The sequence below is a fragment of the Nocardia sp. NPDC051911 genome, assembly GCF_040681035.1.
In the GTDB taxonomy this organism is placed as follows: domain Bacteria; phylum Actinomycetota; class Actinomycetes; order Mycobacteriales; family Mycobacteriaceae; genus Nocardia; species Nocardia sichangensis.
Genome location: NZ_JBFAXY010000025.1, coordinates 51,698 through 78,559, shown reverse-complemented (window position 1 = coordinate 78,559; position 26,862 = coordinate 51,698). Strand labels below are relative to the sequence as shown.

General features: G+C 68.3%; 20 protein-coding genes. 7 read left to right on the top strand and 13 right to left on the bottom strand.

All coding sequences use genetic code 11. The features are described from left to right. Positions 1-386: 386 nt before the first annotated feature. The 6 genes from AB0L97_RS27155 to AB0L97_RS27130 all read right to left on the bottom strand — a co-directional run bounded on the left by AB0L97_RS27155 (position 387) and on the right by AB0L97_RS27130 (position 11,879). Positions 387-4,172 (bottom strand): hypothetical protein, encoded by a 3,786-nt coding sequence (locus AB0L97_RS27155; protein WP_364434727.1) that lies wholly within the window; start codon positions 4,170-4,172, stop codon positions 387-389. Between the two features lie 731 nt (positions 4,173-4,903). Next, a complete protein-coding gene (locus AB0L97_RS27150) occupies positions 4,904-6,304 on the bottom strand; it encodes a site-specific integrase (RefSeq protein ID WP_364434724.1) in 1,401 nt (466 codons plus the stop codon). A gap of 90 nt (positions 6,305-6,394) precedes the next feature. Further along, positions 6,395-6,790, bottom strand: a complete 396-nt coding sequence (locus AB0L97_RS27145; protein WP_364434721.1) for a helix-turn-helix transcriptional regulator — start codon at positions 6,788-6,790, stop codon at positions 6,395-6,397. Between the two features lie 55 nt (positions 6,791-6,845). Next, positions 6,846-7,103, bottom strand: a complete 258-nt coding sequence (locus tag AB0L97_RS27140; protein ID WP_364434718.1) for a helix-turn-helix domain-containing protein — start codon at positions 7,101-7,103, stop codon at positions 6,846-6,848. A 301-nt stretch (positions 7,104-7,404) separates the two neighbouring features. Continuing rightward, a complete protein-coding gene (locus AB0L97_RS27135; RefSeq protein ID WP_364434715.1) occupies positions 7,405-10,350 on the bottom strand; it encodes a PrgI family mobile element protein in 2,946 nt (981 codons plus the stop codon). Further along, positions 10,350-11,879 (bottom strand): hypothetical protein, encoded by a 1,530-nt coding sequence (locus AB0L97_RS27130; RefSeq protein WP_364434712.1) that lies wholly within the window; start codon positions 11,877-11,879, stop codon positions 10,350-10,352. The genes AB0L97_RS27135 and AB0L97_RS27130 overlap by 1 nt, the downstream gene beginning before the upstream one ends. A 10-nt stretch (positions 11,880-11,889) precedes the next feature. Here AB0L97_RS27130 and AB0L97_RS27125 point away from each other — a divergent pair, with 10 nt between their 5' ends. Beyond that, entirely contained in the window at positions 11,890-12,258 is a 369-nt protein-coding gene (locus tag AB0L97_RS27125; RefSeq protein ID WP_364434709.1) for a hypothetical protein, read from the top strand. Here the strand turns inward: AB0L97_RS27125 and AB0L97_RS27120 are convergent. Both AB0L97_RS27120 and AB0L97_RS27115 read right to left on the bottom strand, forming a co-directional pair. Continuing rightward, positions 12,245-12,649: a pilin gene (locus AB0L97_RS27120; RefSeq protein ID WP_364434706.1), complete on the bottom strand. Its 405-nt coding sequence runs from the start codon at positions 12,647-12,649 to the stop codon at positions 12,245-12,247. The two genes, AB0L97_RS27125 and AB0L97_RS27120, sit on opposite strands and share 14 nt — an antisense overlap. Further along, positions 12,646-13,575 (bottom strand): hypothetical protein, encoded by a 930-nt coding sequence (locus tag AB0L97_RS27115; protein ID WP_364434703.1) that lies wholly within the window; start codon positions 13,573-13,575, stop codon positions 12,646-12,648. The genes AB0L97_RS27120 and AB0L97_RS27115 overlap by 4 nt, the downstream gene beginning before the upstream one ends. A 472-nt stretch (positions 13,576-14,047) precedes the next feature. On the opposite strand from AB0L97_RS27115, the gene AB0L97_RS27110 reads away from it, so the two are divergent. The 6 genes from AB0L97_RS27110 to AB0L97_RS27085 are packed head-to-tail and all read left to right on the top strand — an operon-like array spanning position 14,048 to position 21,713. After that, positions 14,048-14,695: a hypothetical protein gene (locus AB0L97_RS27110; RefSeq protein WP_364434700.1), complete on the top strand. Its 648-nt coding sequence runs from the start codon at positions 14,048-14,050 to the stop codon at positions 14,693-14,695. Between the two features lie 49 nt (positions 14,696-14,744). Continuing rightward, the gene (locus AB0L97_RS27105) at positions 14,745-15,761 is read left to right on the top strand and encodes a DNA methyltransferase (RefSeq protein ID WP_364434697.1); all 1,017 of its coding nucleotides are present in this window, start codon (positions 14,745-14,747) and stop codon (positions 15,759-15,761) included. Beyond that, complete coding sequence (locus tag AB0L97_RS27100) at positions 15,758-18,235, top strand: DUF87 domain-containing protein (RefSeq protein WP_364434694.1); 2,478 nt, start codon at positions 15,758-15,760, stop codon at positions 18,233-18,235. Before AB0L97_RS27105 ends, AB0L97_RS27100 begins: the two co-directional genes overlap by 4 nt. 33 nt (positions 18,236-18,268) lie before the next feature. Further along, the gene (locus AB0L97_RS27095) at positions 18,269-19,270 is read left to right on the top strand and encodes a replication-relaxation family protein (protein WP_364434690.1); all 1,002 of its coding nucleotides are present in this window, start codon (positions 18,269-18,271) and stop codon (positions 19,268-19,270) included. A gap of 7 nt (positions 19,271-19,277) precedes the next feature. Then, positions 19,278-20,282: a bifunctional lytic transglycosylase/C40 family peptidase gene (locus AB0L97_RS27090; RefSeq protein ID WP_364434687.1), complete on the top strand. Its 1,005-nt coding sequence runs from the start codon at positions 19,278-19,280 to the stop codon at positions 20,280-20,282. A gap of 24 nt (positions 20,283-20,306) precedes the next feature. After that, positions 20,307-21,713, top strand: coding sequence for a cutinase family protein (locus AB0L97_RS27085; RefSeq protein ID WP_364434684.1), 1,407 nt, complete (start codon positions 20,307-20,309; stop codon positions 21,711-21,713). Between the two features lie 90 nt (positions 21,714-21,803). On the opposite strand, the gene AB0L97_RS27080 is transcribed toward AB0L97_RS27085, so the two are convergent. From AB0L97_RS27080 to AB0L97_RS27060, 5 genes are all read right to left on the bottom strand, one after another. Further along, on the bottom strand, positions 21,804-22,268 hold the full coding sequence (locus AB0L97_RS27080; protein ID WP_364434681.1) for a hypothetical protein: 465 nt from the start codon (positions 22,266-22,268) through the stop codon (positions 21,804-21,806). A 91-nt stretch (positions 22,269-22,359) separates the two neighbouring features. Continuing rightward, positions 22,360-23,187: a hypothetical protein gene (locus AB0L97_RS27075; protein WP_364434678.1), complete on the bottom strand. Its 828-nt coding sequence runs from the start codon at positions 23,185-23,187 to the stop codon at positions 22,360-22,362. 378 nt (positions 23,188-23,565) lie between these two features. After that, positions 23,566-23,937 (bottom strand): hypothetical protein, encoded by a 372-nt coding sequence (locus tag AB0L97_RS27070; RefSeq protein ID WP_364434675.1) that lies wholly within the window; start codon positions 23,935-23,937, stop codon positions 23,566-23,568. 671 nt (positions 23,938-24,608) lie between these two features. Then, positions 24,609-24,944, bottom strand: a complete 336-nt coding sequence (locus tag AB0L97_RS27065; RefSeq protein WP_364434672.1) for a hypothetical protein — start codon at positions 24,942-24,944, stop codon at positions 24,609-24,611. Positions 24,945-25,080: 136 nt separating this feature from the next. Beyond that, the gene (locus AB0L97_RS27060) at positions 25,081-26,862 is read right to left on the bottom strand and encodes a VWA domain-containing protein (protein ID WP_364434669.1); all 1,782 of its coding nucleotides are present in this window, start codon (positions 26,860-26,862) and stop codon (positions 25,081-25,083) included.

Genomic DNA, 26,862 nt, shown 5'->3' with positions numbered 1-26,862 from the left:
GTGCTACTCGGGTTTTGGGCGTACCCGGTGAGTTACCAGTGTGCTCTCCAAACGCGTCACCGCTGGCCATGGGGCCGACAGTACCGTGTGACCTGCGGCCAATTGCCATCTACTTGTCAAGAATCCGGCCGACGTGTGTCTGGGACCCTGTTGCATAACGCAGTGTGTTGATCTCACCCCCTTCGAGCCGGGGTGACGAGGAAGACGGGTGGGCAGCACGGATCCGACGCGCGCCGCGATCTGTCGCCGTCGATCCACTCGTGGGCGGACAACAGTGAGGGTTGGTGCCGCTTAGGATTGCTGTTCGCACTTAAGTAGACCTGTTTGACGTGGCGCGTAAGAGAGTACGAGAGATCGGATGGACAGTGTGGACCGTGCGGCAGTCCCTAGTTCTTCGTGGTGACCATGACCTTGTCACGCGCGGTGCGACGCTGCCGAACACTCTCGATACAGCCATCACGTTGCAATCGAGACAGCAGCGCGCGGTGGGCAGGATCGTTGGGCATCTCAAACTTCTTCCCCAGTTGGTTCAACAACGGGTAGTCCCCCGGGAGTTGGGTCAAGATCTGCTCGATTTCGGGCGCTGTGACTTCGTCCTCGTTCAGGAGTGCTAGCAGCCTGACCGTGACGTCTGCGTCGTGGGTGGCCACCGCGATACGCTCGATCTCGCTCCGCTTCACATGGTAATTCCTGCGAAGCGCGTATCGACTGGCCGCGAGGAGTGCGGCGCGTGAGCTGGTTGGTGTATATGCCGCAAGCGATTCGAGAAGTTTGTCAGGGATAGCGTCGTCGATGCTGGATCCGGCGTTGGCGAAGATTTGCTCGGTTGCGGACTCCCCGATGAAGGACGGGTCGGCGAATTCGGCGAACTCGACCGAGGCAAGGATTCCGGGGCGAAGCGTGTCCCAGTCCTCGCACGGAAAGTGTGCGAAGGTAGCAGCGGAGTCGGCGCAGATGCGTCGCTCGACTAGGAGTGCCAGCAGTCGACCATGCTCAGCCGTCACCTCGGTCACCTCCACCCATTCCGTGAGGTCCATCTCTTTCACCAGGTGGGTGCGAAAATCGGCATCCGGCAACGTCGACGAAGCGTTCAATACGGCAAGGGCTACGGACATCTTCATGTCTGCGAACTTCGAGGACTCCTGCGGATCTGCCTCGCCGGCGTCGGTGACTTGTGGCTGTTCGGCGGTGCAGTCGATGGCACCCGCCTGGACGAGGAGTGCAGCGAGCGCATCGTCGATCGACCCGACCTTGGAGATGTAGGTGTGCACATTGGTGAGGGAGGCGTCGAACCGTGACATCTGAGCAAGAGTCGACCACAGCGGCTCCTCGACTTCATCGGCCAGGTTCGTGATGCGACACGCAGCTGCCGAGTTCGCTATGAGGTTGTCGATGTGCCCGGGAAGCCACGGGTTCGTCGAGGCATTCCTTTCGTCATCTGCGGTGGACGCGAGGTCGTTGAGAATAGCGGCGAACGCTGCGGGGTCGGTGATGGTGAACTCAGTGTCGGTATCAGTGAGGTATGCGGACAGGTACGCAGCGGGGTCAGCGAGTGCGTCGGCGTAAACGTCGGAGTTGCAGACGCGCAGCACGTCCAGCCCTATGGTGGCTGCACCTGTGGCAGCTCTCAGATTTGCTGCGGTGAGTGTGTACCGATCCGCGACTACGAGCTGGTGGCGCATCCGTGGACAGACGAGCGCAAGATCCTCGCATACGAAGTCCGCCTCGTCCAGCAGATATGCAGTGGCGTCGGTAACCGTATCGGGGTGGTCTCCGGTGATCGCATGGATCTCGCCATAATGGCGGTCGAGGAAGACCCGCACGTCCTCATCGAGGGTGTAGCGCGTGCTTGCATCGACGTTCAGGAGTGCGGTGTTCATGAACTTCACTCGGTTGTCGATGTCGAGCTGTGCATCACGAACCAAGAAGGTAAACACCGCGGGCCAGTGTTGCGTCAGCCACTTGACGACTGCGTCTTGCTGGTGACCACCGGTAAGGTAGGAGTTCAGGAATTCGCGCTCAAGGTCACCTTGGCGGGTGATGATGTGCTCGAGCAATACGTCCGCCAGCGGCTGCAATGCGAGCGGACCCGAGTCGAGTGTCGTGGTTTGGGCAAGTATATGATCAAGGATGTCGATGTTGTAGGCGCTGAGGTCGTTGATGAACGACCCGTCTGTTTCCCGAAGTACCGCGTCGATGTCGGCTGGGGTGAGTTCCCCGTGGATTTCGGGAGTGTTGTTGCCGACGTTCTTCATCAAGAACTTCATGGCCTTCGCGCTGACTCGGCCGCCGTAGTACTGCGAGACGTACACGCCGTAGTACGGGTCGATGTAGTTGTTGGCGATCAATTCGGCGGCGAGAGTGGAATCCAATAGCTCGTCCATGAGAGTCGCGAAGTTTCGTGGAGTGCCGTCGTCGTTGAGCGTGAACTCGCTCAACTCGAGCAGGGTGACGAAGTCGGCATGTCGCAACCGGACAAGCTTGCTGTCCAGTTCCGCTTTCTCTCGGGCAAGCTCTGCGGTCGCGTGCGCTGTCCAAGCCTCGAGGTCGAGTTCATTGACGACAAGTTTCTGTACATCGTTTCGATCCATTCGGACTTCGCGGCGGTTGCTGTACTGAGTGAACGTGATGCCCCATGGCTGGGAGGTGGCAAAAAGCTTCTCCCAGAAGTCAATCGACTGGGCCGCATCGGGATTGTGGTATTCGCCGTCGATAACGTACCCAGAGTGCCTTTCCTGTTGGGTGGTAGCTCGTCTCATCGACTCCACCAGCCATTCCAGCTGGTCGCGTAAATTTCCCAGCCGCGCTTGCAAAGCTGTCGTGGTAGCTGAGCTGTTGTTGATGTCGCGGATACGGTCCTCGCAGGAGGCGATCGCGGAGCGAACTAAGTTGCGGCGAGCCGTATCGAGCTTGTCGAGGTTGCCCTTGCCGAGCATGATCTGCTCGAAATCCTGCAAGTGCACGTTTTTGTACACCACCATCGCGAACAGCTTGTTCGGGCTCAGGTCTCCAACGCCTTTGTTGTTAGTGATAAGGCGGTGTGCAAACACTGAGTATTCATTGCGGATGTTTGTCAGCAGTCGCATGTCGGGCAGCCTGCGCGCTACCAGGTCGATGAGTTCGCCTGAGACCTGCGTCGGGCCGTCGGCTTTCATCAAGCGTTCGAGTAGGTCGCGAGCGTTGTGGTGGCTGATGAACGGGACCAGAGGGATGACGATGTCGAAGAACTTCGTTCGGTTGGTAAGCACCAACTCGGCGTCTACCGCATCCCAACCAGCGACGGCGGTATCGTCGGCGTCCCTGGTGTGGTTGGAGTCATGTCCCATATTCTCGAAGACGCTGTCACGGATCGCGTAGATGAACCGGATCGGACGACGACGGATCTGCTTGGACGAGTTCAAAACGGTGTTGAGTTCACGCAGAGCCTGGAAGATGTGCGGGTCGTTGAACCTGTCAAGGTCTTCAAGGATGACGATCTCGACCTTCACGCGCGCAAAAAAATACACGATCTCGTCGAGGAACTCGTCGAAGTAGGTGCTGTCGGCTTTGGTCAATGTCACCGACGTCCCGGCCGCGGAAAATTGTGAGACCACATAATTTCTGGTAGCTAGGCGCGCCCAGGTCAACGCTAGAACAATACAAACGATCAAACCCGTCCATGCGAGGGCCAGGACCCACCAGCGATGGTCGCCCTGTATCGGCTTCAGGTCGACCTTTCCCAGCAATAACCACAGCACAACGCCCCCCACAGCGACCTGAAATAGCGTGACGAAGAACGATGTAGCGAACGACCGGGTCGAGATACGACGGAACCGCGACTGCGGCACCCGGCGTGGCACCTCGCGGTGTAGGAGTTGCTTGACGAACTCCTTCTCGATGCGGTTCGTCAGGGTTTCGTCCCCTTCAGCCACACCCAGATTCGACAACGACACCCGCAGCACTCGCCGCCCATGACGACGTTCGGTCTCATCGAGCACGCTCGACTTGCCAGCTCCATACCGCCCAGTGAGCGCAATGTTGCGCACTGATGGCTCGGTCAACGCCGCCTCCAAGTGCTCGGCATACAGCTGGTGCTCTTCGTGCTGGTACACCGAACTAAGTGGAAACAGGCGACCGCCAGCCGCCTCGGTCGCCTCGCGGCGATCACGAAACCGTTGCAGCAGTGTTCTCACTCGTTCACCTCGACTTCTCCCGGCACCATCCGGTCGCGCTTGACAAGATCACTGACCTGTTCTGAATGTCGACCAACTTCTCCCGCCGTGTGTGGAAGTAGACGAGATCTGTTGGCATGCAGCGTGTATTGCATCCATGGTCGAGCCTAGGTCCTCATATCGTTTGCGGTTGCCAGACATCGAGAAGTACTTGAGTACGCAGATCGCCACCGCTGCGTCGTGGTCCGGGTGCCGATCACACTGGTCGCATAGTCACTAGAACACTCCTGATAGGGCTGTCCGAGCGAAAGGTCTCCATGGGTCGACGGTCTGTCGGTGTCGTTAGCCCACGGCCGCGTGGCCGCGGAGTTGATTGCGAACAAGATAGTCGTCAATGCTGCATCCAAGCGCCAGAAGGACCAGAACCAGAACGCCAATCACGCCCAGAGGTCATGTCAAGACATACCTCAGTACCGGTTCGGCCTGGCACCCAACCGACCCCGGCCGCAGGGGCACAGCGATGCTTCTCGCGCAGCAAATCGGCCAACCGCCATGTAGACCCTGGACTTTCCTCGCTCACGCCTATCCTCCGCTAGCGATCGTTGCCAGAGCACGGCCGCGTCTGACACCAGCAGCCACTTTGTCGGCGCGAAGCGGGCTAATCGACTGTGCTTAAACTATCGGTAGCGGTCGGATGTTGTTTCACCCGAACTTTCGGGGTCGCCACCCCTCATTTTGGTTCGATACGCGATCTAGCCGGAGCGGCGGCGTGCGACCTCGTTGAGTGCGGGGCCGATCTTGTCACCGATGAGTGCGGTCACGTCGGCGTGTGGCTGGTGTCGCCGCACGTACGATTTGCGCAGTACGCGGGAGGTGTTGCCGAGTTGGTCGGCGACCTTGGTGACGTCGAGTCCGGCTGAGATGCCTTCGGTGCCGAGGTGTTTGCGCAAGCTGTGGGGTGTGACGCCTTCGGGTAGCCCGAGCGCGGCGGCCAGTCGCCGCCAGCGTCGGCCCATGCTTTTGAGGTTGCGTGGCCCGCCGTCGTCTAGATCGAAGAACAATAGGTCTTCGGGCCAGTCCGCATCTTCCGGGCGCGGCGGCAGCGCCAACCGAACCTTCTTCAACCGGCGTATCCGGGCAGCCAGTATATCGAGCACCACTCGCGGCAGCTGAACGGATTTGGTGATGAACTTGTCCTGGTTCAGGTCTTCGGCGTCGTGTGCGGTGTAGTCGGTCCACACCTGCGCGGAGCCGCCGCGGGTGCGGACTGCGCCGCGTGGGGTGAGGATCCCGGTGTCGAAGTCGATGTCGGACTCGCACACGCCCAGTGTCTGGCCCAGCCGCCATCCGGTCGCGGCGACGAACACCACCCAATCGGCGAGATCGTAGGACTCACAGAACTCCGCAACGGTGGGCACCCGGTGTTTCCACGCCCGCTTGCCCACGCGCTTGTCGAGGGTGGGGCATGGTGCGTCGGAGGTGTAGACGTCGAACAAGATGCGCCCCACCGTCACGGAGTCGATGAATGCGGCACCGCCACGGCGGCGGGAGAAGTTGCCCGGTTTCGGCAGCAGCGCTTCGCGGACCGGGTTGCCTGACGGAAGTGCGCCGACTCGGATGCAGAATCGGAACATCCCCGACAGGATGTTCTCCTTCAGGATGCGCGGGGCACTGCCGCCGCGTTCTCGGGCTACGTGGCCGAGCATGTCTTCGATAACGGCGGTGTTGATCAGGCCGATCTCGCGGCGTCCGTACTTCGGGATCACGGTGTCACGCATCATCGGCTCGTAGTTGTTGATCGTCTCCTCGAGCCGTCCGCGCGTGCGCAGATCGTCCTTGTACGCGGCCCACGCTTGGGCGAGGGTGGAACGTTTGGTCAGCGTGCTGGCGAGGGTGACCGAGGAGTCGATCCACTCTTGTGCGGCATCGAAGTAGGCGCGGCGGGCGCGTTCGCCGGTCCGGTCCGGTTTGGCGCGGCCCCGGCTGTCGGTCTCCGGCGGGGATGAGCGGGTGATGCGGTGGTAGTTGCCGTTCCAATCGCGGGGCCGTCCCGATGCCGTCCACACACCCGGCAGCGTGGGGTGCGGTTTCACGTTCGGTTCGGGGACAGTGCCCGGGTCCAGTTCCGGGCGGCCACGTCTACTCTGAACCATGCCTCTATTCCTTTGGAGGGTGTAGTGGTGTTGGCCTCCGTCGCCCGCTGCTGCTAACAGCGGGACAAACCGGCGGGGGCCGACTTGTTTCTAGGGTTGTCCGCCGCGTTCGTGGTCGAGCGCCGCGCCGAGGAGAAGCACGATCTCGCGCAGGGCCTGTGCGCGGCCGTGCTCGGACAGTTGCAGATACATTGGTGCCGTCACATCGGTGAACATTCGTAAGGCGCTAGTGTCGTCGGGCTTGCCGCGCGGGTTGTTGTCGAGCGCTCGGGTGAGTTTGAGCAGCGTCGCCGCTTGTGGTGTCCGGCCGGTCTCCAGATTGCTGATGGTCTTGGCTGGCACCCCGGCCAGGCGTGCCAGGTCTTCCTGGGTGATGTTGCGGTTCTTCCGTTCGGCCGAGATCTGCCGAGCCACCTCCTTGCGCTCATCGACGGTCATGTCCTCGAAGTCTTCGAGCGACCGGTCCTGCTCGTTGCGTTGTTCCACGGGAACACACGCTACCATTTCTTTCTAGAAACTTATCGTTCATTCTGGAGTCGAATCAGTCGCCGGTGGTGGTGCCGCCGCGCCGGGTCTGGTGTTCCTGTTCGGCGATCCATGCCTGGACGTCGGTGCGCCGGTAGAAGATCTTGCGGCCGAGAGCGAAGGAGGCGGGGCCGTAGCCGATGTGCCGCCAGTAGCGCAGGGTGCCGATGTTGAGCTTGTATTCCTGCGCCAGTTCGGCGGTGGTGAGCCAGTCGTTGCGCCGGTGGGGGTGTGCGGCGCTGGCAGCGGGGGTAGTGGGTTCGTGGTCAGGCATCGGAGTTCCTATCTCGAGAGACGGGCGGGCGGTGCTGGAGGAGGTCGGTGAGACGGCGAGGGGTGAGATGCCGGGTGCCTGCGGGATGTTCGGCGAGACTCGCGTCGGGCCGTAGCGCCGCCGATCCCGGGCCGGGCACCCCGGGGCATCCGGCCGCCCCGCAATTGGCGGTAGACGCGCATTCGGGGCGGCGGGCGCGGCAACCGGGTTCGGTCCCGGCTGCGGTGTGTGCGTGTAGCCCGCGACCGGCGACGGCGCTGGGGTGTGGGCGTCCAGAGATGCTGGTGTGGCAGGGCATGGCTCATGCCGCGCGCCCGTCGAGAGCTATCTCTTCCCCGCTGTCGTCGGCGAGGTCTGCGGTCCCGGCCTCTGTGTCGCCGGGTTCGGTGAGTGGGGCCAGCGGCGGCATCCGGTCGAGGTCGATGTCGGTGTCGCCGGGATCGGCGCTGGTGGCGAGTTCGCCGGGGTCGGTGGTGATGAGCGCGTTTTCGGTGGGTGAGGCCAGCGACCCGAACACGGCGCGGTCGGTGCCCCCGACCGCGAGCAGACCGCTGCCGCGCCCGGCGGCGAGCAGGAACTGTTGTTCGCCGTCGGAGAGGCGGAACGCGGCGGCGACTTCGTCGATGGCTTGTGGGGCTTGGCGCAGCAGGATCTGGGTGGCGGCGTTGGAGACGATCGCGCGCCCGAGTTCGGTGGAGAGGACGTCGGCGCTGTCCTGGGTGGCGACGGTGAGCCCGGCCCAGTGTTTGCGGAAGCTCTTCGCGGCCCGGAACAGGAATTCGGCGGCGGCGGGTTGGCGCATGAGTAGCCACGCTTCGTCCACGGTGATCATGCGGGGCCGTCGATCGGCTGGGCTCGACACGCGCCGCCAGGTCGCGTCCAGTACGAGCAGGGTGCCGATCGTCTTCAGCTCCTCGGGGAGCTCGCGCAGGGAGAACACGATCAGTCCGCCCTCGGGGTCGGTGGTGGTCGGCCCGTCCAACAACCCGGCGTAGGCCCCGCCACCGACGTACGGGTGCAGGGCAGCGGCCAACTCCCCGGCGGCGGGAGCGGCGAGCCTGCCCAGTTGCTCACTTAGCCCGCTCAGCGTCGGGGCGGGCCGAGTCCAGGTGGCTGGATCATCGGTGATTCCGACAGCGGCGTAGGTCGCCGCCAAGGCCGTGTCCAATGCTGCCCGCTGCGCAGGGTTCTGGTCGCCGAGCAGGACTTGGACGAGGGTGTGCAGGAACAGTTTCCGTCGTGTGAGGGCGTCGGTGGGGGCGGTGCGGCGGCCGTCGGGGCGGGTGTGGACTTCCAGGTCGAACGGGTTGAGTCGCCCCTCGGTCGTGCCGAGGCGGATGTGGGTGCCGCCGACCGCTGTGGCGAGGCGCCGGTATTCGTCTTCGGGATCGATGACGACCTGCTCGATGCCGCGATACAGCGAGCGCAGGATCTCGGTTTTGACCAGGTAGGACTTGCCCGCGCCGCTGCGGCCGAGGATGACGAGGTTGTGGTTGTGGGCTTCGGGGGCGAATCGGTCCACGAACAACAGCCCCGAGGCGGCGTCGCGGCCGTAGAGAACGCCCTGCGGGCGGTCGGCCTGTGCCGGGTCGGCGGCGGGTAGTTGTGGTGAGTCGAAGGGGAACGCCGCGGCGAGGGCGGTGGTGTCGAAGGTCCGCTGCACCCGGATCAGATCGAGCCCGAGAGGCAACGTGGTGACCCACGCTTGAGCGGCGCGGTAGGACAGCGTGCAGGCGTCCACGAGCAGGCTCGCCGCCAGCGCCCGCACGGCGGCGACCTCGTCGGCCAGCTCGGCCTCGGTGTCGGCGTGCACGGTGAGATACACCCCGACCCGGAACAGGCGCGCTTCGGCGCGGGCGACGCGGGCCGAGAGGTCGGCGGCGTCCTCGACGGCGACGTCGACCTGCGGGTCGGTCAGGCGGCCTCGGCTGACGTCGTGCATACGGGAAGACTCGAGGCGTGCCTGTTGGCGGCGCAGCCGGGTGGCGGCGGTGGCCGGGTCGATAGGGTCGATATGCACCGCGACCTCGACCCGGCCGGGATGCGAGAGCAGGGGCGCGAGCCAGCCGGCGGTCACTTCTCGTGGGTAGCCGGTGACCGCGAGGGTCGCGGTCCAGTCCGACCCGATCTCCAGATGCCGGGTACCGATCGTGAGTGATTCCGGCGCGAACCGGTCGAGGCCCTCTCCGGTGAACGGGTCCGGTGCCCGGGTGTCGGGATCGGTGGTGATGATCACGTCGGCGGCGGCGATGTCGGCGGCGGCCGAGACGAGGCCCTCCGGGTTGGTGCAGCTGGTCAGTACGGCGGTAGCGGCCACGTCATCGAGGGCGGTGACCGAGATACCCAGTGGGGAAAGGACATCGGCGGCCTCGTTCATCCTCCGCAGCAACCGCGACTCGGCCGCTCGGCGAGCGCCGGTCGACAGGGCGCGCCGTGCTCGGCTCCGTCCGGGCAACCTGGCACGCAGCCCGGTGGCGGCCAGGCTCTCGGTGGGTTCGCGCCAGATCAGCAGCACTTGGCGGTGGGTCGGGTCCTCGCGTGCGGTCAGTTCGGCGAGGTGATCGGCGTGGTCGAGCGCGGCAGCGGCGAGGTCGGGTGACATCTGCTCGGCGGCGGTGTGCAGACCGGTGATGTGCTCGGTCAGGTCCAGGCGCGCCGAGCGCACGAGGATCTGTACGGGTTGGCGCAGGGTGTGGAGCCAGCCCGCGAGCTGACCGACGAGGCTGTCCTGTTCGGCCGGGGTGCGCAGCGAGAGGTTGAGGGTTCCGGCGACCGCGATGACGGCGAGCCCGTCGGCGCCGAGGTCGATCACCCCGACAGCACCGCTGCCGCTGTTGGACACCGACTCGGGCAGGCGTACCTGATTCGCGGACAACTCGGCGGGGACGGGTGGGCGAGGCCGGGATCGATGGGCACGGGCGGTGATCCAGCGTGGCGTCTCGGCGCGGGTGCTTCCGCGTGATCGGACGAGGTGCCGTGGGCGGTAGCGGTGGCGGATCGCGGCCACGAGCAGCAGGTCGGCCGACAGCCCGTCGCGGCGGGTGAGCACCGCGACCGCGACCACGACGAACACCGGGGCCGCGACGGTGACGAACACCGCCGGAGCGATGACCGTCCTGGTCGCGGCCCAGCCCGAGTACAGCAGCAGGGCCGCCGTGGCGAGGACGGCGAGCTGGCGGGCGGTGAACGGCCCCAGGATGCGGTCGGAGCGGTCGACGTCGGCGGGAATGCGCACGATGGTGCTCATCACAGGGTGCCTCCTCTCGGTGCGCGTGGCGCGCGGCGGCGCACGGGCAGATCGGGCATGGGCAGATGCAGCTGCCGCCCCGCTGGGCGCGCCGGGGCGGGCGCGGGTGGCTGCGGTGGGTTCGGCGGCGGCGGAACAGGTTTGACCCGGGTGACCGGGAACGGCAGCGGGTACTGGCCGCTACGGGTCGGCCGAAGACGCGCGTAGGGATCGGCCGGGGTGGGTTCGGTGAAATCGAACGCGAGCTGTTCGGGCCGCCGCCGGGGGCCGGGGCGTTCCGGTGGCGGGACCGGAGCCGGTGGCGGTGGTGTGGGCCGGACACGGCGCACCGGGATCGGGAGCGGGTACTGGCCTCCGGCCCCGGCCCGGATGCCCCGGTACGGGTCCGGCGGGGTGAAGTCGAACGCGAGTTGCCGTCCACGCGGCGTCCGGGACGGGCGAGGAGGCGTGGTACCCGCCGGGTCGGCCGGTGTCGGGCTGGGTTCCCGCGCGACGCGGCGCACTCCTTTCAAGGGCAGCATGAGCTGTCCGTCGCGTGTCGAGCGCGCCCGCGCATACGGGTCGACAGGTCCGCCGCTGCCAGTGGCGGTGCGAGGCGTGCGCGCGACACGGGCGGGACGTGGCCCGCGCCGGGCCGGTGTCGCCGAGGCGGCGGTCCGGGCGCTGCTCGCGGTGGTGGCCCCTTTGAGCAGGCCGAGGGTCTTGTAGGCGATGAAGCCACGCGCGAGCGACCCGACGAAGCTGCGGCCTTGGCCGATCTTCAGGACCGACAGCAGCCAGAACGGAGTTTTGATCAGCACGAACATCAGCGCGAGAGCCACGGTGAGGTCGGCGATCTCGTTGGCGTCCGGGCCGAAGAGGTGCCATCCGCCCGGGGCGAGCAACACCCGCAGCACGGTCACCAAGATCAGTGACTGCACGACCTGGATCGCCAGGCAGGCGGCGAACGAACGCCACCACCACCGCGCCACGCCGTCGATGCCGGGCAGTGCGTGACACATCAACGCCAGCGGTGCCGCCACGATCAGCACGATCGTGATCGAGACACGGATGACGTAGCTGATGAGCAGCACGAGCAGCATCACCACCAACGCCAGGTGCAGCAGCAGGAAAAAGCCGTGGCTCTGGCTGGTCACCGCGAGCTCGGCCAGGGCATCGGCCGCCGACCCGGAGTCGACACCGTCTCCGGCCACCGCACCCGCGAGGACGTTGGCGAACCCGATCGCCGCCGTGGCGATCATCATGCTCAGTCCCCCGGTGACGAACCCGACCACCAGCCGGGGCGCGAGTTCGCGGATCGACCATTGGGTCTGCAGGGTCTCGCGCGCCATCAGCAGCACCCCGGCCGCCATCACCACCAGCACGTACAGGGCGGTGACGATCTGCCACGACTGGTTCCACAGCACACCGATCTGCGGTATCTGCCCCGGTTCCGGTGTGGTGAGCAGGGTTTCCGACAGCAGTTCGAGCAGAGGGTTGAGCGCGGACTCGACGATCCGCTGGAAGAACCCGTCGATCGCGTTCTCCACGCACCCGTTGATGTTGGTGACCCCGCACTCGGCCGACCCCGACCCCGACCCCGGCGTCGGCTTCGGGGTCGTGGTGCCGGGCGTGGTCGGCGAGGCCGGGCTGGTGGTGGAGGGCGGGGTCACCCACCGACTCGGCGGAGTTGTCGTGGTCGGTGGTGTGGTTATCGGGGCGGGTGTGGCCAGTGTCGGGGTCACCGGCACGGTCGGTGTCGGTGTCGGGGACTGGGCGGAGGCACCGGTAGCGCCGGTGACGGCAATCAGGACCGCGGCGAGCACCGCCGCTGCGACGGCGGCAGCGGTGCGCGCGGTTCGTGAGTACTGGACGGGGACGGGTGCGGGTGGGGCCTGTGCCGAGGTGTTCACGGTCAGGCTCCGATGATGGACTTGAGAACGGTGACGATGGCCGGTGCCAGCATCGCCAGCGCGTAGCCGATGCAGGCGGCGCGGAACGCGGTCTTGGCCTTTTCGATCTCGCTGGGATCGCCGCCGCCGAGCAGATAGCGGGCACCGGCGATGGTCAGGAACAGTGTCGCCAGCCCGGCGAGGATCCCCACGATCCAGTTGCGGGCGTTGTCGATCACCTCACCCAGCGACGAAGCGATTGCCAGTACTTCGGTGTGCGGCGGTGCGGCCGACGCCGATCCGGCCACGAGCACCAGCAGCGCCACAGTGGTGCCCAGCGCCGCGAGGATCCTCGGCCACCGGCGTCGCAGCACCAGCTGTCGAATCGAAGCCCGCGCCTGGCTGAGGTGTTCACGGTGCGCGTTCATGCCGCAGCCTCCTGCCCGTGCTCGGTGCTCGACTGCACCGGTGCCGCAGAGTGCCGGTTCGGCCGGCGACCTCGCCGCGGTGACCGGGCGGGCGGCGCGAGCGCGGTGACCGCCTCGGCCTCGACTGTGCTCGTCCGCTGCGGGTCGACGTCCCGGCGGCGGTCGCTCAGCCACGCCAGCAGCGCGCGCTCGGCGCGGGGGCGCGCCTTGCGGAGCTTCCACAGCGACACCCCGCGCTCGGCCGCCAGCGCGGTCAGCGATCGCCCCTCCCATCGCGAGGCCGCGATGAGTTCGGCCGCCTCGTGCGAGATCACTCCAGCGGCCACGGCGTGTGCCAGGACTGTCTCGGGGTGGCCCGGCCCGGCCACGATCGCCTGCACCCGTTCACCGAGCGGGGCGAGGTCGCGATCGAGGTCTCCGACCACCGTCGCGCCGGTTTGCTGCTGGTAAGCCGCCTTGAGCATGGCGCGGTAGGCGCCCCACCGCAGCCGATGCCACACGCCCGGCTCATCCAAGCCGACGCGCGGGAGGTGCCCCAGGAAGGCGGTCAGCACTTCGGACTCGATGTCATGGCGTGCGCTGTGGCCCAGCGTCGCGTACTCGCCTGCGGTCCGCGACAGCATCGGCGCGGCCAGTCCGGCGCAGGCCAGCATCGCGCCCTCGCCCTCGGCGCGGACCCTATCGATCAGCCACACCCAGATCGCGTCGACCTCGGCCATCGGCGTCGCCGAGTCCCACAGCCGCTCGCGCAGCTGCCCCCACGTCCGCACCGCACCGGCGGGGACGGGCGCGGGTGTCGGCACCGGGCGCGGATCAGTGGGCAGCGCCTCGGCGGCGATCTTCTCGAAACCAGACCGCACCACGGCCAGCGCCGAGCGCGGCTTTTCGACCGGCACCCCATATTTCACGACGTGCGTATTCGTCACCACAGATCTCCTTGATCGATCAAAACTTCCGACCTCACAAGGACACCGAACACCCCTATCCGAAACGCATCCAAACCCTATCCAAACCACACCCAAAACCTATCCGAAACATATCCAAGTCACATCCTCGGCGAGCTGGCGAATATCGCGCTACCAGATCGACACCCCTCCATCACCCGCAGCAACTCGCCGTCTATCACTCCTACTACCAGCAGATGTGAATGCGCGGATAGGTCCAGGATATGACTTGGATATGTTTCAGATAGGGTGCGGATAGGCCCTCCTGACGCATGGGCAACCGGTCGAAAAGTTTCTCGAATATTTTGACCACACCCTTGCGCCGAACGGAGTTACGGCCCGCAATTTCCGGCTCAGGAAATTCTCAGAAAAATTCTTGGATTGCCGTGTCCCGAAATCGGCTTTTTGGCGGAAGTAAGCGAGTACACACCGCTCTCTCGCTCAGGAGGCCGTTATGACCGCCAGTTCCCGCCGACCCCGTTCCACCTCCGCCGCCGTGCGGGTCCCCTCGACCCTGTGGGCGCTCGGTCCCGAGCCGCTCGATCCCGACGACCGCTGGCCCGACAGGGCTTTGGTCCACACGGTCACCGAATTCTCCGAACCGGGTTCGCGAGTGATGCTGCTGGGCTGGCCTGCCCCCGTCGCCCGGGGCGCGCTGCGGATCATCGAGCCCGACACCGCCGCAGCGCTCGCCGCGATCGGTGAGTTGGACCGCCACGGCCTCGATGCCCCCACCGACCGGAACTGGCCCGCCGAGCCGGTGGATCTGGTCATCGCCAGCCTGCTCGCCGAGCACCTCGACCCAATCGCCGCCGCCGAGCACGTCACCTCGCTCGCGACCGAAGTGATGACGATGGGCGGTTTGCTGGTCGTTCTCTCCCGCTGCCGCCACAGCGACTCCGGCGTCCTACACGACCCCGCCGGTTTCGTCGTCGCTGCCGCCCAGGCCGCCGATCTGCTCTACCTCCAGCACATCATCGCCGCACCCGTCAGCGGCACCACCATCACCGCCGCGCCCGCCGACCCGGCTCCCTCCCGCAACGCGCGCCACCGGGTCGCACACACCGACGTCTTCGTCTTCCTCCAGCCCGCCCATGGCTGAGCCCACACAGCCCTTGCCCCACCCGAACTCTCCCGCGAAGGACGCCTCCATGACTCTCGATCCCGTCGTCACCAACACCGCCGACGTCGGCTCCGCGATCCCCGCACAGACCGGTTCGGCCGCGCGGCCGGTATCGGTGTGGGCGACCGCGCAGAACGCCCCCACCGCGCAGCGGCGGGGCCACTACCACCCCGACAGCACCGCCCACCCCGCGAAGATGTTCCCGGCCATCGTGCAGCACGCGGTCGCCACCTACACCCGTCCCGGGGACCTCGTGCTGGACCCGATGTGCGGCATCGGCACCACCCTCGTCGAGTCCCTGCATCTGGGCCGCCGCGCGGTCGGCGTGGAGTACGAATCGCGGTGGGCGGAGCTGGCGCGCAACAACATCGAGCTCGCCCGCGAAGCCGGGATCGATCTCGACGCGAATGTCTACCACGGCGACGCCCGCAAGCTGCCCGAGCTGATCCCGGCACAGCTGCGCGGCCAGGCGAGCCTGGTCATCACCTCCCCGCCCTACGGCGACTCCTTGCACGGGCATGTGCGCGCCAACCGCACCCAGCCGGTCCTCAAGACCAACCACCGCTACGGACAAGTCCTCGACCGAGGCAACCTGGCCAACGTCGGACTCGGCCGCCTGCTCTCAGGATTCACCAAGATCCTCGCCGGGGCCGCCGAATACCTCGCCCCCGGCGGACATGTCGTGATCACCGCGCGGCCGTGGCGTCAGCACGCCGAGCTGGTGCCCCTGCCCAGCCACCTCTACACCTGCGGGGAACTGGCCGGGCTCGTGCCGGTGGAGCGGTGCGTGGCACTGCTGGGCCGCCTGTCCGACGGCGAACTCGTCACACGGTCGAGCTTCTTCCAGCGCGACTTCGTCGTCAAGCAGCGGGCCGCTGGGTTGCCGATTCACCTCATCGCGCATGAGGACGTCGTCATCCTGCGCAAGCCCGAGGCCACCAGCGCCGTGTCCGAGCGTCGCCGCGCGAGTGGGCGACTCCCCTTCGGCACGTCGGCGACCTTGCCGACCCCTGATGCTACCGGCTCGGGATCGGTGGCCGCGTGAACATCGCACAAGCCCCCGAGCAGGGGTGGCTGGGCCGGGCGCTTGTCGCGCCCGGTCGGGCCTTGGCCGATCTGATCCACGCTGCCGAACGAATCGCCTCGACTGGGGATGGGCTCGTCGTTGTCCTGGCCGTGCTCGGGGTGCTCGCCGCGGTGCGGATTCTTGCCCGGGGGCGTCGGCGCCGGCTGAGTGCACGTGCTCGCCAGATCACCGTGCTCACCCCACCCGAGGTCGATGCCAAAGGCGCACTGGCGTTCTGGGCGCACCTCATCGGGCAGCTACGCCCAGCCTGGGCGCGAGTGCTGTTGGGGCAGCCGCATCTGGGGTTCGAGTACACCGTCACCCCGGAGGAGGGGGCCGCGATCCGGCTCTGGGTGCCCGGCGCGATCCCACCCGGTCTCATCGAACGCGCCATCGCCTCGGCGTGGCCCGGCGCGCACACCGACACCCTCGAACCCGCCCGGCCCCCGCTACCCGTCCCGGTGAAGGGCGTGCGGCGGGTCGTGGCCGGGGGCGAGTTGCGGCTCGGGCGCCGTGAGGGACTCCCGTTGAGTACCGATCACTCCGGTGATCTGGTGCGCAACCTGATCACCGCCGCCGACGACCTCGCCCCCGGGCAGGCCACCTGCGTGCAGATCCTCGCACGCCCGGTCACCGGCCGCCGCGTCGCGCGAGCCACCCGCGCCGCGGCGAGCACCAGCACCCGCGCTGGCGTCGTGGCAAGGCTACTGCGCGAGGCCCTCAACCTGCTCACTCCCGGCACGAGCACCGCCCGCGTCTCCCACACCGCCGCTCGTGTGGGAGACGCGCGGACCACCGACCGCCAAACCTCCCTGGAATACAGTGCCGCTGCCCGCGCGGCAGCGGCCAAAGCGCGAGGCGCGCACTGGGAGACGGTCGTTCGCTACGCCGCCTCGATCCCGGTCTCCACCGACCCCGACGACATCGCGCCGACAGCACAGGCGCGAGCGGTGGCGCGCGGTCGCGCCGACGCTCTCGCCACAACGTTCGGGGCGTGCACCGACCACAACTACTACCGGCGTCGGCGTCGCCTGCGCCTAGAGCGGTTGATCCGGCAGCGGCGTCTCGGGCGCGGGGACGTGCTGTCGGTGCCCGAACTGGCCACGATCGCGCATCTGCCCACCGACGACGGCCTACCCGGCCTGAAGCGCGCCGGAGCCCGCGCCCTGTCCCCCGCCCCGGAGATCCCTGTCGGCGGCGAGCACACGAAACCGCTCGGCATGGCCGACACCGGAACTCGCCGCCCGGTCGCGGTCAAAATCTCCGACGCCCGCCATCACCTGCACATCCTCGGCCCTACCGGTGTCGGCAAGTCCACCCTGCTGGCGCGCACGATCCTTGATGACGCCGAGGCCGGGCGCGGAGTGATCGTGATCGACCCGAAGGGCGACCTCGTCACCGACGTGTTGTCGCGGTTGCCCTCTCGTATGGGCGATCGGGTCACGCTGTTCGACGCCGACTCCTCTGCCCCGCCGCCGTGTGTGAACCCACTCGATATCGGCCGGATCGGGCGCGCGGGAATGGATCTCGCCGTCGACAACCTCGTGACGGTGTTCCACCGGATCTTTCACCAGTGGTGGGGGCCGCGCACCGACGACATCATGCGTGCCAGCCTGCTCACCCTCTGCGCCCAGCCCGGCACCGCCACCCTGGCCGACCTGCCTCGCCTGCTCACCGAGCCCGCGTTCCGGGCGCGGGTCACCCGCACCGCCAAAGACCCGGTCCTGCGCGGGTTCTGGGACAGTTACGAGCAGCTTTCCGACACCGGCCGCGCCCAGCTCACCGGGCCACTGTTGAACAAGCTGCGCGCGTTTCTGCTGAGACCGTTCGTCCGCTCGGCGATCGCGGGTGGCCCCTCGACTGTCGAGTTCGCCGACATCCTCGACAACGGCGGCATCTGCCTGGCCCGGCTCCCGAAAGGCTCTCTCGGAGAGGAAACCTCGCGTCTGGTCGGGTCGCTGCTGGTGGCGCGGACGTGGCAGGCGGTGACCGCGCGAGCACGGGTGCCCGCCGCCGACCGGCCCGACGCCGCCCTCGTGCTCGACGAGGCGCAAAACTTCCTCAACCTCTCGACCCCGATCGAGGACATGCTCGCCGAAGCCCGAGGACTGCGCCTGTCGCTGCTGCTGGCGCACCAGAACTTGGGCCAGCTCTCGCGCGAACTGCGCGACGGCATCTCGGCCAATGCCCGCAACAAGATCGTCTTCGCTGTCAGTCCCGATGACGCCCGCGATCTGGCCCGCCACACCGACCCGTGGTTGTCCGAGCACGACCTGTCCCACCTCGACGCCTTCCACGCCGCCGCCCGACTGCTGGTCGACGGCCGCAACGCGCGACCGTTCACCCTCACCACCAGACCCCTTGCCCCGCCGATCCCCGGGCGCGCCCGCGAGATCGCCGCCGCCGCCCAGGCCCGCCTCACCGCCGATCCCCTCAACTCCGCACGGTCCTGACCCCGCCACGCCCCGAGAAAGGCTCCCGCACCGATGATTTCCCGTCCCGACAGGCAAGCCGATACCCGGGCCCCGCGCCCGGCCTGGTCACCGACCACCAGCCCGGAGAAGAGTTCGGTGGTGCGTGCGTTGACCGGGCGCGACCGCTGGATTCTGCGCATGGTCTACGAGCACCGGGTCCTGACCACCGACCAGCTCGCCGACCTGGCGTTCCCGACCGCCAAGATCGCCCGCCGCCGCCTGGCCATCTTGCACACCTACCGGGTCCTGGACCGGTTCCGGCCCATGCGAACTCGTGGCACCGCCCCCTACCACTGGACCCTCGCCCCCGCCGGAGCAGCGATCCTCGCCGCGGAAGCCGGGGTTAGTGTCCGCGAGCTCGGCTACAACCACCAAACCACGCTCTCGGTCGCCCACAGCCTGCACCTGACCCACACCCTCGGCGTGAACGAGTGGTTCACCGCCCTGGTCGCCCACCCCTCCAGCGGTGCGCGGGTGTCGCGGTGGTGGTCGCAGACCCGCTGCCAACGACTCTGGGGCGACCTAGCACGCCCCGACGCCCACGGCCGCTACACCCGCGGCGAGGACCTGCTCGACTTCTTCCTCGAATACGACCTCGGCACCACAGCCCTGCCCCGGGTCGCGGCCAAGCTGCACGGATTCGCCGAGCTCGCCCGAACCACCGGGGTCATCGTCCCGGTCCTGTTGTGGGTGCCGACCACCACGCGGGAGGCCAACGCTCGCGCGGCTTTGCGCCGGACGTGGGAGCGGTTGCCCGACCCCGAGGCGGTGCCGGTCGCTACCGCCGCCGCCGAGTTCCTCGGCTCGATCTCCGGGAAGAGTCCGGCCGAGCAGGTTTGGCTGCCGCTGCACACCGACTCCGGCCGCAGGCGCCTGCACGAACTCGGCACCGTCTGGCCGCGACGGACCCCACCCGAAGACGGCATCGACCCGGAGGCGACCTGGGCACCGCTGAGCGGAGCCGTCGCCCTTGCCCCTCCGCCGCCGAGTCCTCCGGCCTCCGAGCACTGGTGAGCTAGCGATGCTGGTCAAGGCACTCGGAGCGGGATTCGCGGGGGTGGTGTTCCTCACGGTCGTCATCGCGGCCGTGGTCAGCGCCGTCGTCGTGTTCGACCACGCGCTCACCGCGCCCGCTCCGGGAGCCTCGACCGGCACCGGCTCGTCCCCGAGTACCGAAGCGCAACAGGACATCCCGGGCGAGATGCTCGTGCTCTACCAGGCCGCTGCCGGGGGCTGCTCCGGGCTGGACTGGTCGGTGCTCGCCGCGATCGGCAAGATCGAAACCGACCACGGCCGCTCACCACTGCCGGGAGTGTCCTCCGGCGAGAACAGCTCCGGTGCTGGCGGGCCGATGCAGTTCCTGGCCTCGACCTTCGAGTCGGTGACCACGCGGCATCGCCTGCCTGCTGGTGGTGCGAGCCCGCCCTCGCGCTACAACCCCTCCGACGCAATACACGCCGCCGCGTTCTACCTGTGCGACTCCGGCGCACCCGGCGACCTCCGCGCGGCGATCTGGGCTTACAACCACGCCGACTGGTACGTCGACCAGGTCCTCGACAAGGCCGCCCGCTACCGCGCCACCGTCCCCTCTGGCGGCGACTGCCAGACCGGCTCACCACCGAACCGGACTGCCGCGCAGGTGATCTCCTTCGCCTGCGCCCAGCTCGGGCTGCCGTACGTGTGGGGCGGCAACGGACCCGCCGTGAACGGCGGCTGGGACTGCTCAGGACTCACCCAAGCCGCCTACCGCGCCGCCGGGATCGCCATCCCCCGCACCACCTACGACCAAGTCCAGACCGGCGCACCGGTTTCCGAGGACCAGCTCGCCCCCGGGGATCTCGTGTTCTACGGCACCGCCGCCGACGTCCATCACGTCGGCATCTACCTCGGCGGCGGCCAGATGGTTCATGCGCCGACCTTCCACGAGCCCGTCCAGATCTCGTCCTACCGGTGGAAAGACGACGACTTCTACGCGGCCAGAAGACCCGCCCCCGCCCACGACGACGACTCCCACGCCGCCCCCTAACCCCTTGTACGAACGGAGAAGCCCATGCGCCACAACCACTCTCGAGCCGTCCGCGCGGCGCTGTGCGCGGCCATCGCCGCGACCACCGTGACGGCCGGTGTCGCCGCCGCAGAACCCACACCGGGGCGGCCCGGTACCCCGTGCCCACGATGGACCGCGCTGCTGGTACCGGGCACCTACGAGACAACTCCCACCGCCACCGGCCAGACGACACCCGGGATCCTCACCCAGCTCGGGGAATCGCTCACCGCCCGCTACGGCAACGACATCGAGGTCCGAACACCCGCCGCACCCATCACCGGTGCGGGGGCGGTGAGCGGAATTGACCTCGCCGCGGCGGTATCGAAGCTGTGCTCGGACACGCGAGCCGTTTTGGCCGGCTACGGCCAGGGCGCCGAGGTCACCGGCGACCTCGCCACCACCATCGGCAACAACAAAGGCCCGATCCCGCCCTCCCGAGTCGTGGCCGTGACACTCGTCTCCGACCCGCGCCGTGACGCAGCCACCACCCAGCTCGGCACCCCGGCCTCCGGGCAAGGCGTCACCGGTCCGCGTTCGCAGAGCTTCGGCGAGCTGACCGACCGGGTCCGAACGCTGTGCCTCGAGGGCGACAGCTACTGCTCGACCACCACGGCCGAGTCACCGGTCCTCGCCGCGGTCAGCCGCGCCTTCACCACCACCTCGGCACCCTCCACCACAACCACGGCGAAGGTCCCCACCACCACGACGAGTGCACCGACCACCGGGACGACATCGACCGGTCAGCTCAGCGCGTCCCAGGTTCTCGCCCAGGTGGTCACGGTCCTCAACGGGCTGGCGAGCTTCACCGCGAACGTGCCCGCGATCGTGGCTGACCTCGCCCAGCTGCCCGGCCTGATCTCTGCCGGGGATCTGCGGGGCCTGCACCGCGTCTCGGGGGACCTGAACAATCAGTTCGCCCCGCTGGTCCAGTTGGCGGACGGACTCGACCTGCGCCTGGTGGCGCGCGCCCTGGCGTTGGCCGCCCCGCTGGACAACACCGGGGCCGCCACGATCGCGGCCGAGATCGTCGGTGTCCTGGCCGGTCTCGACATCTCCCGCATCGCCACCGACATCGGCCGCGCCCAGGAGATCGCCTGGACCGCTGTGGAAACCCTCGCCGACGGTGATCCCGTGGCGGCGGTGCTGGCGCTGACCGGGCTGGCTCCGATCGCCGCCGATCTCCTCTCGGCCACCGCCAGCGCGTTCACCGGCACGCAGTTCCCTACCCTGACCCAGACCTACACCGCCACCACGGCCGGGGCGGGCACGGCGGGCACCACCACCGGCACGGGCACCGCCGTTCCGGCCCCCCGGAACGGCCATACGGCCACGTTCGACGCCACCGGATACGACACCGCCGCCCCCGTGCTGACCGAATGGATCGAACAGGCCATCGACCGCATTAGGTAGCCCCGCGCTGGCCCGCACAGCGCACAGGAAACGGCCGGTGGTGCCGAGCGAATTGCTCGGCACCACCGGCCGTTTCAGTCGGTAGGCGGGCTAGGAGACGAGCGGCGGCACGGCGCGCGGGGTGAACGCGGCCGGGGCGCCACCGTCGCGGAACCGCCACGACGGCAGCCCCTCTGGCACCTCCTCGGCCTGCTCACCGTCGCCGCCGTCACTGGTGCCCCCCTCGTCACGCCCGGTCACCGTGGCCGGGGTCGCGGCGACGACCGCCCGTGCGGCGGCGTCGCGGTCGGGGTACAACGTGCCGGTCAACGGCCCGGTCATGATCCGCACCGAACCGGTGAACGGGAAGAACTCGCCCTCGGTCCGATTGAGCCGGTACCGCAGAACGATCGGCACCCACGGCACCAGCGACGGCAACACGGGCATGTTCAGCTCACGCACGGCCGCATCCGCGATCTCGACCCACAACGCAAGGCTGTCAGGAGCCTCGGTAGAGGCGGCGAACACCCGATACAGGGCCGAGGCCAGGATCGCGGGGGTAGGAGTGGAGTACATAATCGAACACCTTTCTCAGGGGATACATTGAGAGGCGCGGTGTCGGACTCCCCGGAGGTAGTAGCTCCGGGGATTCCGGCATCGCCCGTTGTCAGGACGCGAGGGTGAACTTCTTCGGGGCCGCGCTGGTCTGGCGAGCGATCCCGTTCTTGGTCAGGGTGACCAGGGCGTTGTGCACCGCGCCACTGGACCGCCCGAGTTCCTTACCGATCTGGTGGGGGGTGAACTCCTTTCCGGGGTTGTCGCGCAGGAAGTCATCGACCTGTCCCCGCAACGCACCGGCGGGCAGCCGTTCCACCGTCGACTCCGCGTTCGCCGCTGCCGCGTCATCGGCCGGGACCGGGACCGCCGGGGCCGGTTCGGCGGAATCGTCGCCCATGGGTGCAGCCACCACCGTCTCCGGCGCGCTGTCCGGCACGGGGTCGGCCAGTGCCGCCTCCTCGGCGGGGGCGGCCGGTTCGGGCGAAACGGATTCCGGCGCGGCAGGTTCGGCCGGGGCCGGTTCCGGGGTCACCGATTGCGGCGCGGCCGGTTCCGGGGTGGCGGATTCGGTCGTGGCCGGGTCCGGGGTGGCCGGTTCCGGATCGGCGGCGGGTTCGGGCTCGGCCGATCCGGCGGTCCAGGTTTTCGCGACCCGGGGCGATGCGGGGTCGGTGGCCGACCACGCGGCCCCGGCGGTTTCCCACCCCGTCAGCAGACGGCGCGCCGTCGACACCCCGATGCCCGCCGCGTCGGCCAGCGCGGCGGTAGTGCTGCCGGGGTTGCTGCCCAGCGCCGCCCACAACGCCCGGACGCTGTCGTTGCCCAGCACGGGCACCGCCCCCGCCCGCGAACGGGTTTCCGGTACCGGTGCGGCGGTTTCCGGGCCGGGCGCGGCCGGTGCCGTGGGCGCGGTGGCGGCGTTCTTCTTTTTCGACATGGGGGATCCTTCCAACATTGGGTTTCGGTGAATTCGGTGATGTCCCGGTCGGGACGGAAACCACACCGATCGGGGCGAATTCCCGGGGGGGTCGGTGCAATTCCGGGTTCCATGGACGCTCGATACGGGGTGCGGTGTCAAGCGGAACGTGGAAACGAATTCCGACCCCGAATTCCTCTCTTCCATTTCTGGAATGCGAACAGCACGAGAGGAATTCGACTCGCGGGCAATTGTTGCGGCAGCGCGAGGGCGACTCGCGCCCGGCGGCCTCGCCGCCGGGTCACGGCGGGCGAGCACACCGCGCAGAACGAGGCCGGTCGGTGGCGGTGTGCCGATCCTGTTCTGGCACACCGCCACCTCTCGCGCGGGTTGTGCCCGCTACGAGTCGGCCTCAGCGGGCTGGATACCGCCGGTGTCGGTTTCGGCGGGCGGTGTGTCGAGGGCTTTGCGCAACCGTCGCCCGCCGCCAGTGAGTTCGTAGTGCACGTGATGGTCGAGTTCCCAGCTCTCGGCGGACGCTGCCGACGAGATTGCGGTTCCCTGAGTCCAGCGAATCTCCGAAGAGGCGATACTCCCGTCGACCAGTCGGATACATTGCGTGACATGGGGATCGGCGATGAGATAGGGCGCGAACGCGCCGAACGAGAGAATGCGGCGGCCCAACTCGCGGCGCGTTCGGCCGTCGATGCGGTCAGGAACTGGACAAGGTCGATAGACGCACTCAATCAAACCGCGCTCGAGATCGTTCAAGCCTGTGTCGATCTAGGCCACCCCGTCAACGCCAGCTCGACGTTTCACCGTGGGTGGAGTTTGTCTTTCCCCAGCGTCGTCCCTTACAACGGCGACCCCTCCCGCCCTGCTTTCCGTCACCTCGCAGTCCTCTACCGGAAAGATGGTTCCTGGCAACTGCTCGCACCCCGCGAGTGGAGATGCTCGCGTTCGAAAAAGAGCGGCGGCAGTTGCATGACGCGACATTCTGCCGTGCCGCGTACGTGGACTGAAGGACGTTGGCGCTCAGAGGACCACCTGACACCCGAACGCATTCTCCAGTCAGCAAAACCCAAGCTCGCGTCGGCTGGCCTAACCCCTGTCCACCTGCATTGAGGGCGCTGGCCGCTGGAGGGCCGAGGTCCGTAGCCGAACTCACGCATCGGGGATCGAATCACTCTCGCCGCGTTCGGCGCACACACCTGCGAGATCAGGATGGACCGTGGCGCGGTCGACCGTGACCCCACCTCTGCGACGGCGGTTTTGGGGTCGCCGACCGCAACGACTACGACGACGAGGACGACTGGGGCTCGGAACCTGCGTAGCGCACGGACCCGCCCCACGAGAGCGACGAACACGAACGAGCCGACCCTTTCCGGGTCGGCCCGTTCGGCGTCGTCGTCGGCGCGGTGGCGCACCGGCACAGGTACCCGCTAGGAGTCGGTGCCGGGCTCGGCGGTGCCGGTCAGGTGCTCGTACAGGGGGCCGGTGGTGCGGTCGAGCCACACACTCGCCCCGTGCCCGCGCCCGCTCCGGCGCACCAGGTCGGCGGCACCGGTGGCGTAGGCGGCGATGTCGTCGGGGTGCACGAGGTGAATCCGGGGGGCGGCATAGCCGCCCGTACCGCCGGTCACGTGCGCCACGGTGTACATGCCGCGCTCGTCGTGCGGGCCGGGGGCGTAGATGATGAATTGATCGCCCGTGATGGCGTTGGCGATCACGTAGATCGGCTCGAGGGCGGCGGTAGTGGGGATCGCGGGGTCGGTCATGGTTGCCTCCTGTCGTTGCCGCCCCGGTCGGGGCGGGGTGAGGGTTGGTGGTGGTGGTGGTTGGGCCGCGCCGGTGGCACCGTGGCGGCCCTGTCCGGGTGCCCCGGGCGCGGTGCGCGCCCGGGGCACCCGGGGTTTAGGCGGCGCGTACGGCGGCGGTGGCGGCGCGGCCGATGGCGGCGGCGGTGGCGGCCGGGTCGGTAACCAAGTGCAGGGTCACTCCGTCCAGCGGTTCCGGGTCGCTGTCGGCCGGTGCCAGCCACAGCACCGCGCATCCGGCCGCGCGCAGCGCGTTCACGCGGGCTTGGGCACGGTTACGGTTGTGGCCTTGGTATTGGCCGTCGGAGATGATGACCAACAGCCGGGTTGCGCCGGGCCGGGCCAGGTCGAGGGCGCCGTCGAGGGCCTCGACAGCGGTATCGATGGCGTGGAGGTAGTCCGGGCAACTGAATTCGGTCACCCGCGCCGGGGCGGTGCCCGGGTAGGTGATCGGTTTGACCGAGGCCCCGAACGTCACGGTCGCGGTCTGGGCGGGCATGGTGGCCAGCTCGGCCGCGCGGGCGATGATCCACGCGGCCGAGGCCGCCGGGGCGGCGTAGTTGCCCATCGAGGAGGACACGTCGCACGCGACACCGACTCGCAACGGCGGCACCGGCGGGGTTTTGCGGATGGTGCGGGTGAACGGCTCGGCGGTCGGAATCGCCCCGGCGGCGCGTTGGGCCTCCCGGGCCAGCGCGCCGCGCATCCGCAACCGGCCCGGCGGCAGCGCGGAGGTTATTTTCACGGCGGTCCGTTCGCGGGTGGCGGCGGTGTTGAGGGCGCGGGCCAGTACCCGGGCGGCGGTGTGCTCCTCCGGGCGGGCGGTGCGTGTGCGTCGCGTGCTTGCGGTGCGGCCCCGGCCCGACCCGTCACCGAACACCGTCCGCGCTTGCCTGGCAGCGTGTTCGGCGGCGCGTTCGGCGGCCTCCCGCGCGGCGGCGGCGACCTCGGCCGGGTCGGGGTCCACCGGCGAGGCGGCGACCGCGTTGCCGATGTTGGTCACGGTGTCGCCGATCGCGGCCCCCAGCGGCGAGGACGGCACCGGATCGGTGTGGGGGTCGGGGCCGACGATATCGAGCCAGCGTTGCCCGAGCTCGAGCATGGCGGCGGTGTCGGTGTCGGCCACGGTGTGGGCCTCGCGCCAGATGGCGCGCAACTGGTCGAGGGTGTCGGTGCCGAGGATGGCCTCGATCGCGGTGGCGGTGGGCGCGCATTCGGCCGCCTCCAGGATGCCGCCGTCAAGGCGGGCCAGGATGAGCGCGGCGTTGCGGGCGGCGTTGTAGCGGGTTGGGGGGATCTGGGCGGCGGCGATCGCGCCGCCGTTGTCCCCGATCACGATCTCGGTGGTGCTGGCGCGCAACCAGTGCCGGTCGTCGGGGCGGCGGCGAATCTGGGCGGCCTCGATCCGTGATTCCTCGAGCAGCATCGCGGCCTCGACCACCCCCGGGTGCGCCACCGGCGGCGGGTTCCACGCCGAATGTTTGGCGTGCGCGCACTCGTGCACCAGCGCGCCCCACACCGCCGGGTAGCGGTTGCGGTCACTGTTGCGGGCGGGGTTGGCATCTGCCGGGTCGATCTTGAGGCGGGAACCGTCGAGTTCGATGGCCGCGAGCCCCGGCATGAACACCGCCGGGTTCCCGAACGCGGCACCGGGGGCGATGCTCACGGTCAAATCGTCACGGTCGGCGATCGGCGGAACCTCGGCGGTCATCGCAGCGGAGAGGGTGGCCCATCCCCCGGTCACCGGCACCGGCACCGACGCCGGGGCGGGGGTGGCAGGCGCGGCGGGGGCCGCCCCCGCCCCGGCGGCGGCCGGGGCGGAAGCGGTGCCGGTGCCCGGGGTAGCGGGGGCGGGGGCGGTGATCACGTGGTCGGTCAT

Coding starts and splice junctions, on each gene's coding strand:
- AB0L97_RS27135 (WP_364434715.1), bottom strand. CDS start 10,350: ATGAGCACCATCGTGCGCATTCCCGCCGACGTCGACCGCTCCGACCGC.
- AB0L97_RS27120 (WP_364434706.1), bottom strand. CDS start 12,649: ATGAACGCGCACCGTGAACACCTCAGCCAGGCGCGGGCTTCGATTCGA.
- AB0L97_RS27075 (WP_364434678.1), bottom strand. CDS start 23,187: ATGTCGAAAAAGAAGAACGCCGCCACCGCGCCCACGGCACCGGCCGCG.
- AB0L97_RS27065 (WP_364434672.1), bottom strand. CDS start 24,944: ATGACCGACCCCGCGATCCCCACTACCGCCGCCCTCGAGCCGATCTAC.
- AB0L97_RS27140 (WP_364434718.1), bottom strand. CDS start 7,103: ATGCCTGACCACGAACCCACTACCCCCGCTGCCAGCGCCGCACACCCC.
- AB0L97_RS27090 (WP_364434687.1), top strand. CDS start 19,278: ATGCTGGTCAAGGCACTCGGAGCGGGATTCGCGGGGGTGGTGTTCCTC.
- AB0L97_RS27150 (WP_364434724.1), bottom strand. CDS start 6,304: ATGGTTCAGAGTAGACGTGGCCGCCCGGAACTGGACCCGGGCACTGTC.
- AB0L97_RS27105 (WP_364434697.1), top strand. CDS start 14,745: ATGACTCTCGATCCCGTCGTCACCAACACCGCCGACGTCGGCTCCGCG.
- AB0L97_RS27085 (WP_364434684.1), top strand. CDS start 20,307: ATGCGCCACAACCACTCTCGAGCCGTCCGCGCGGCGCTGTGCGCGGCC.
- AB0L97_RS27060 (WP_364434669.1), bottom strand. CDS start 26,862: ATGACCGACCACGTGATCACCGCCCCCGCCCCCGCTACCCCGGGCACC.
- AB0L97_RS27125 (WP_364434709.1), top strand. CDS start 11,890: ATGTTGGTGACCCCGCACTCGGCCGACCCCGACCCCGACCCCGGCGTC.
- AB0L97_RS27110 (WP_364434700.1), top strand. CDS start 14,048: ATGACCGCCAGTTCCCGCCGACCCCGTTCCACCTCCGCCGCCGTGCGG.
- AB0L97_RS27095 (WP_364434690.1), top strand. CDS start 18,269: ATGATTTCCCGTCCCGACAGGCAAGCCGATACCCGGGCCCCGCGCCCG.
- AB0L97_RS27080 (WP_364434681.1), bottom strand. CDS start 22,268: ATGTACTCCACTCCTACCCCCGCGATCCTGGCCTCGGCCCTGTATCGG.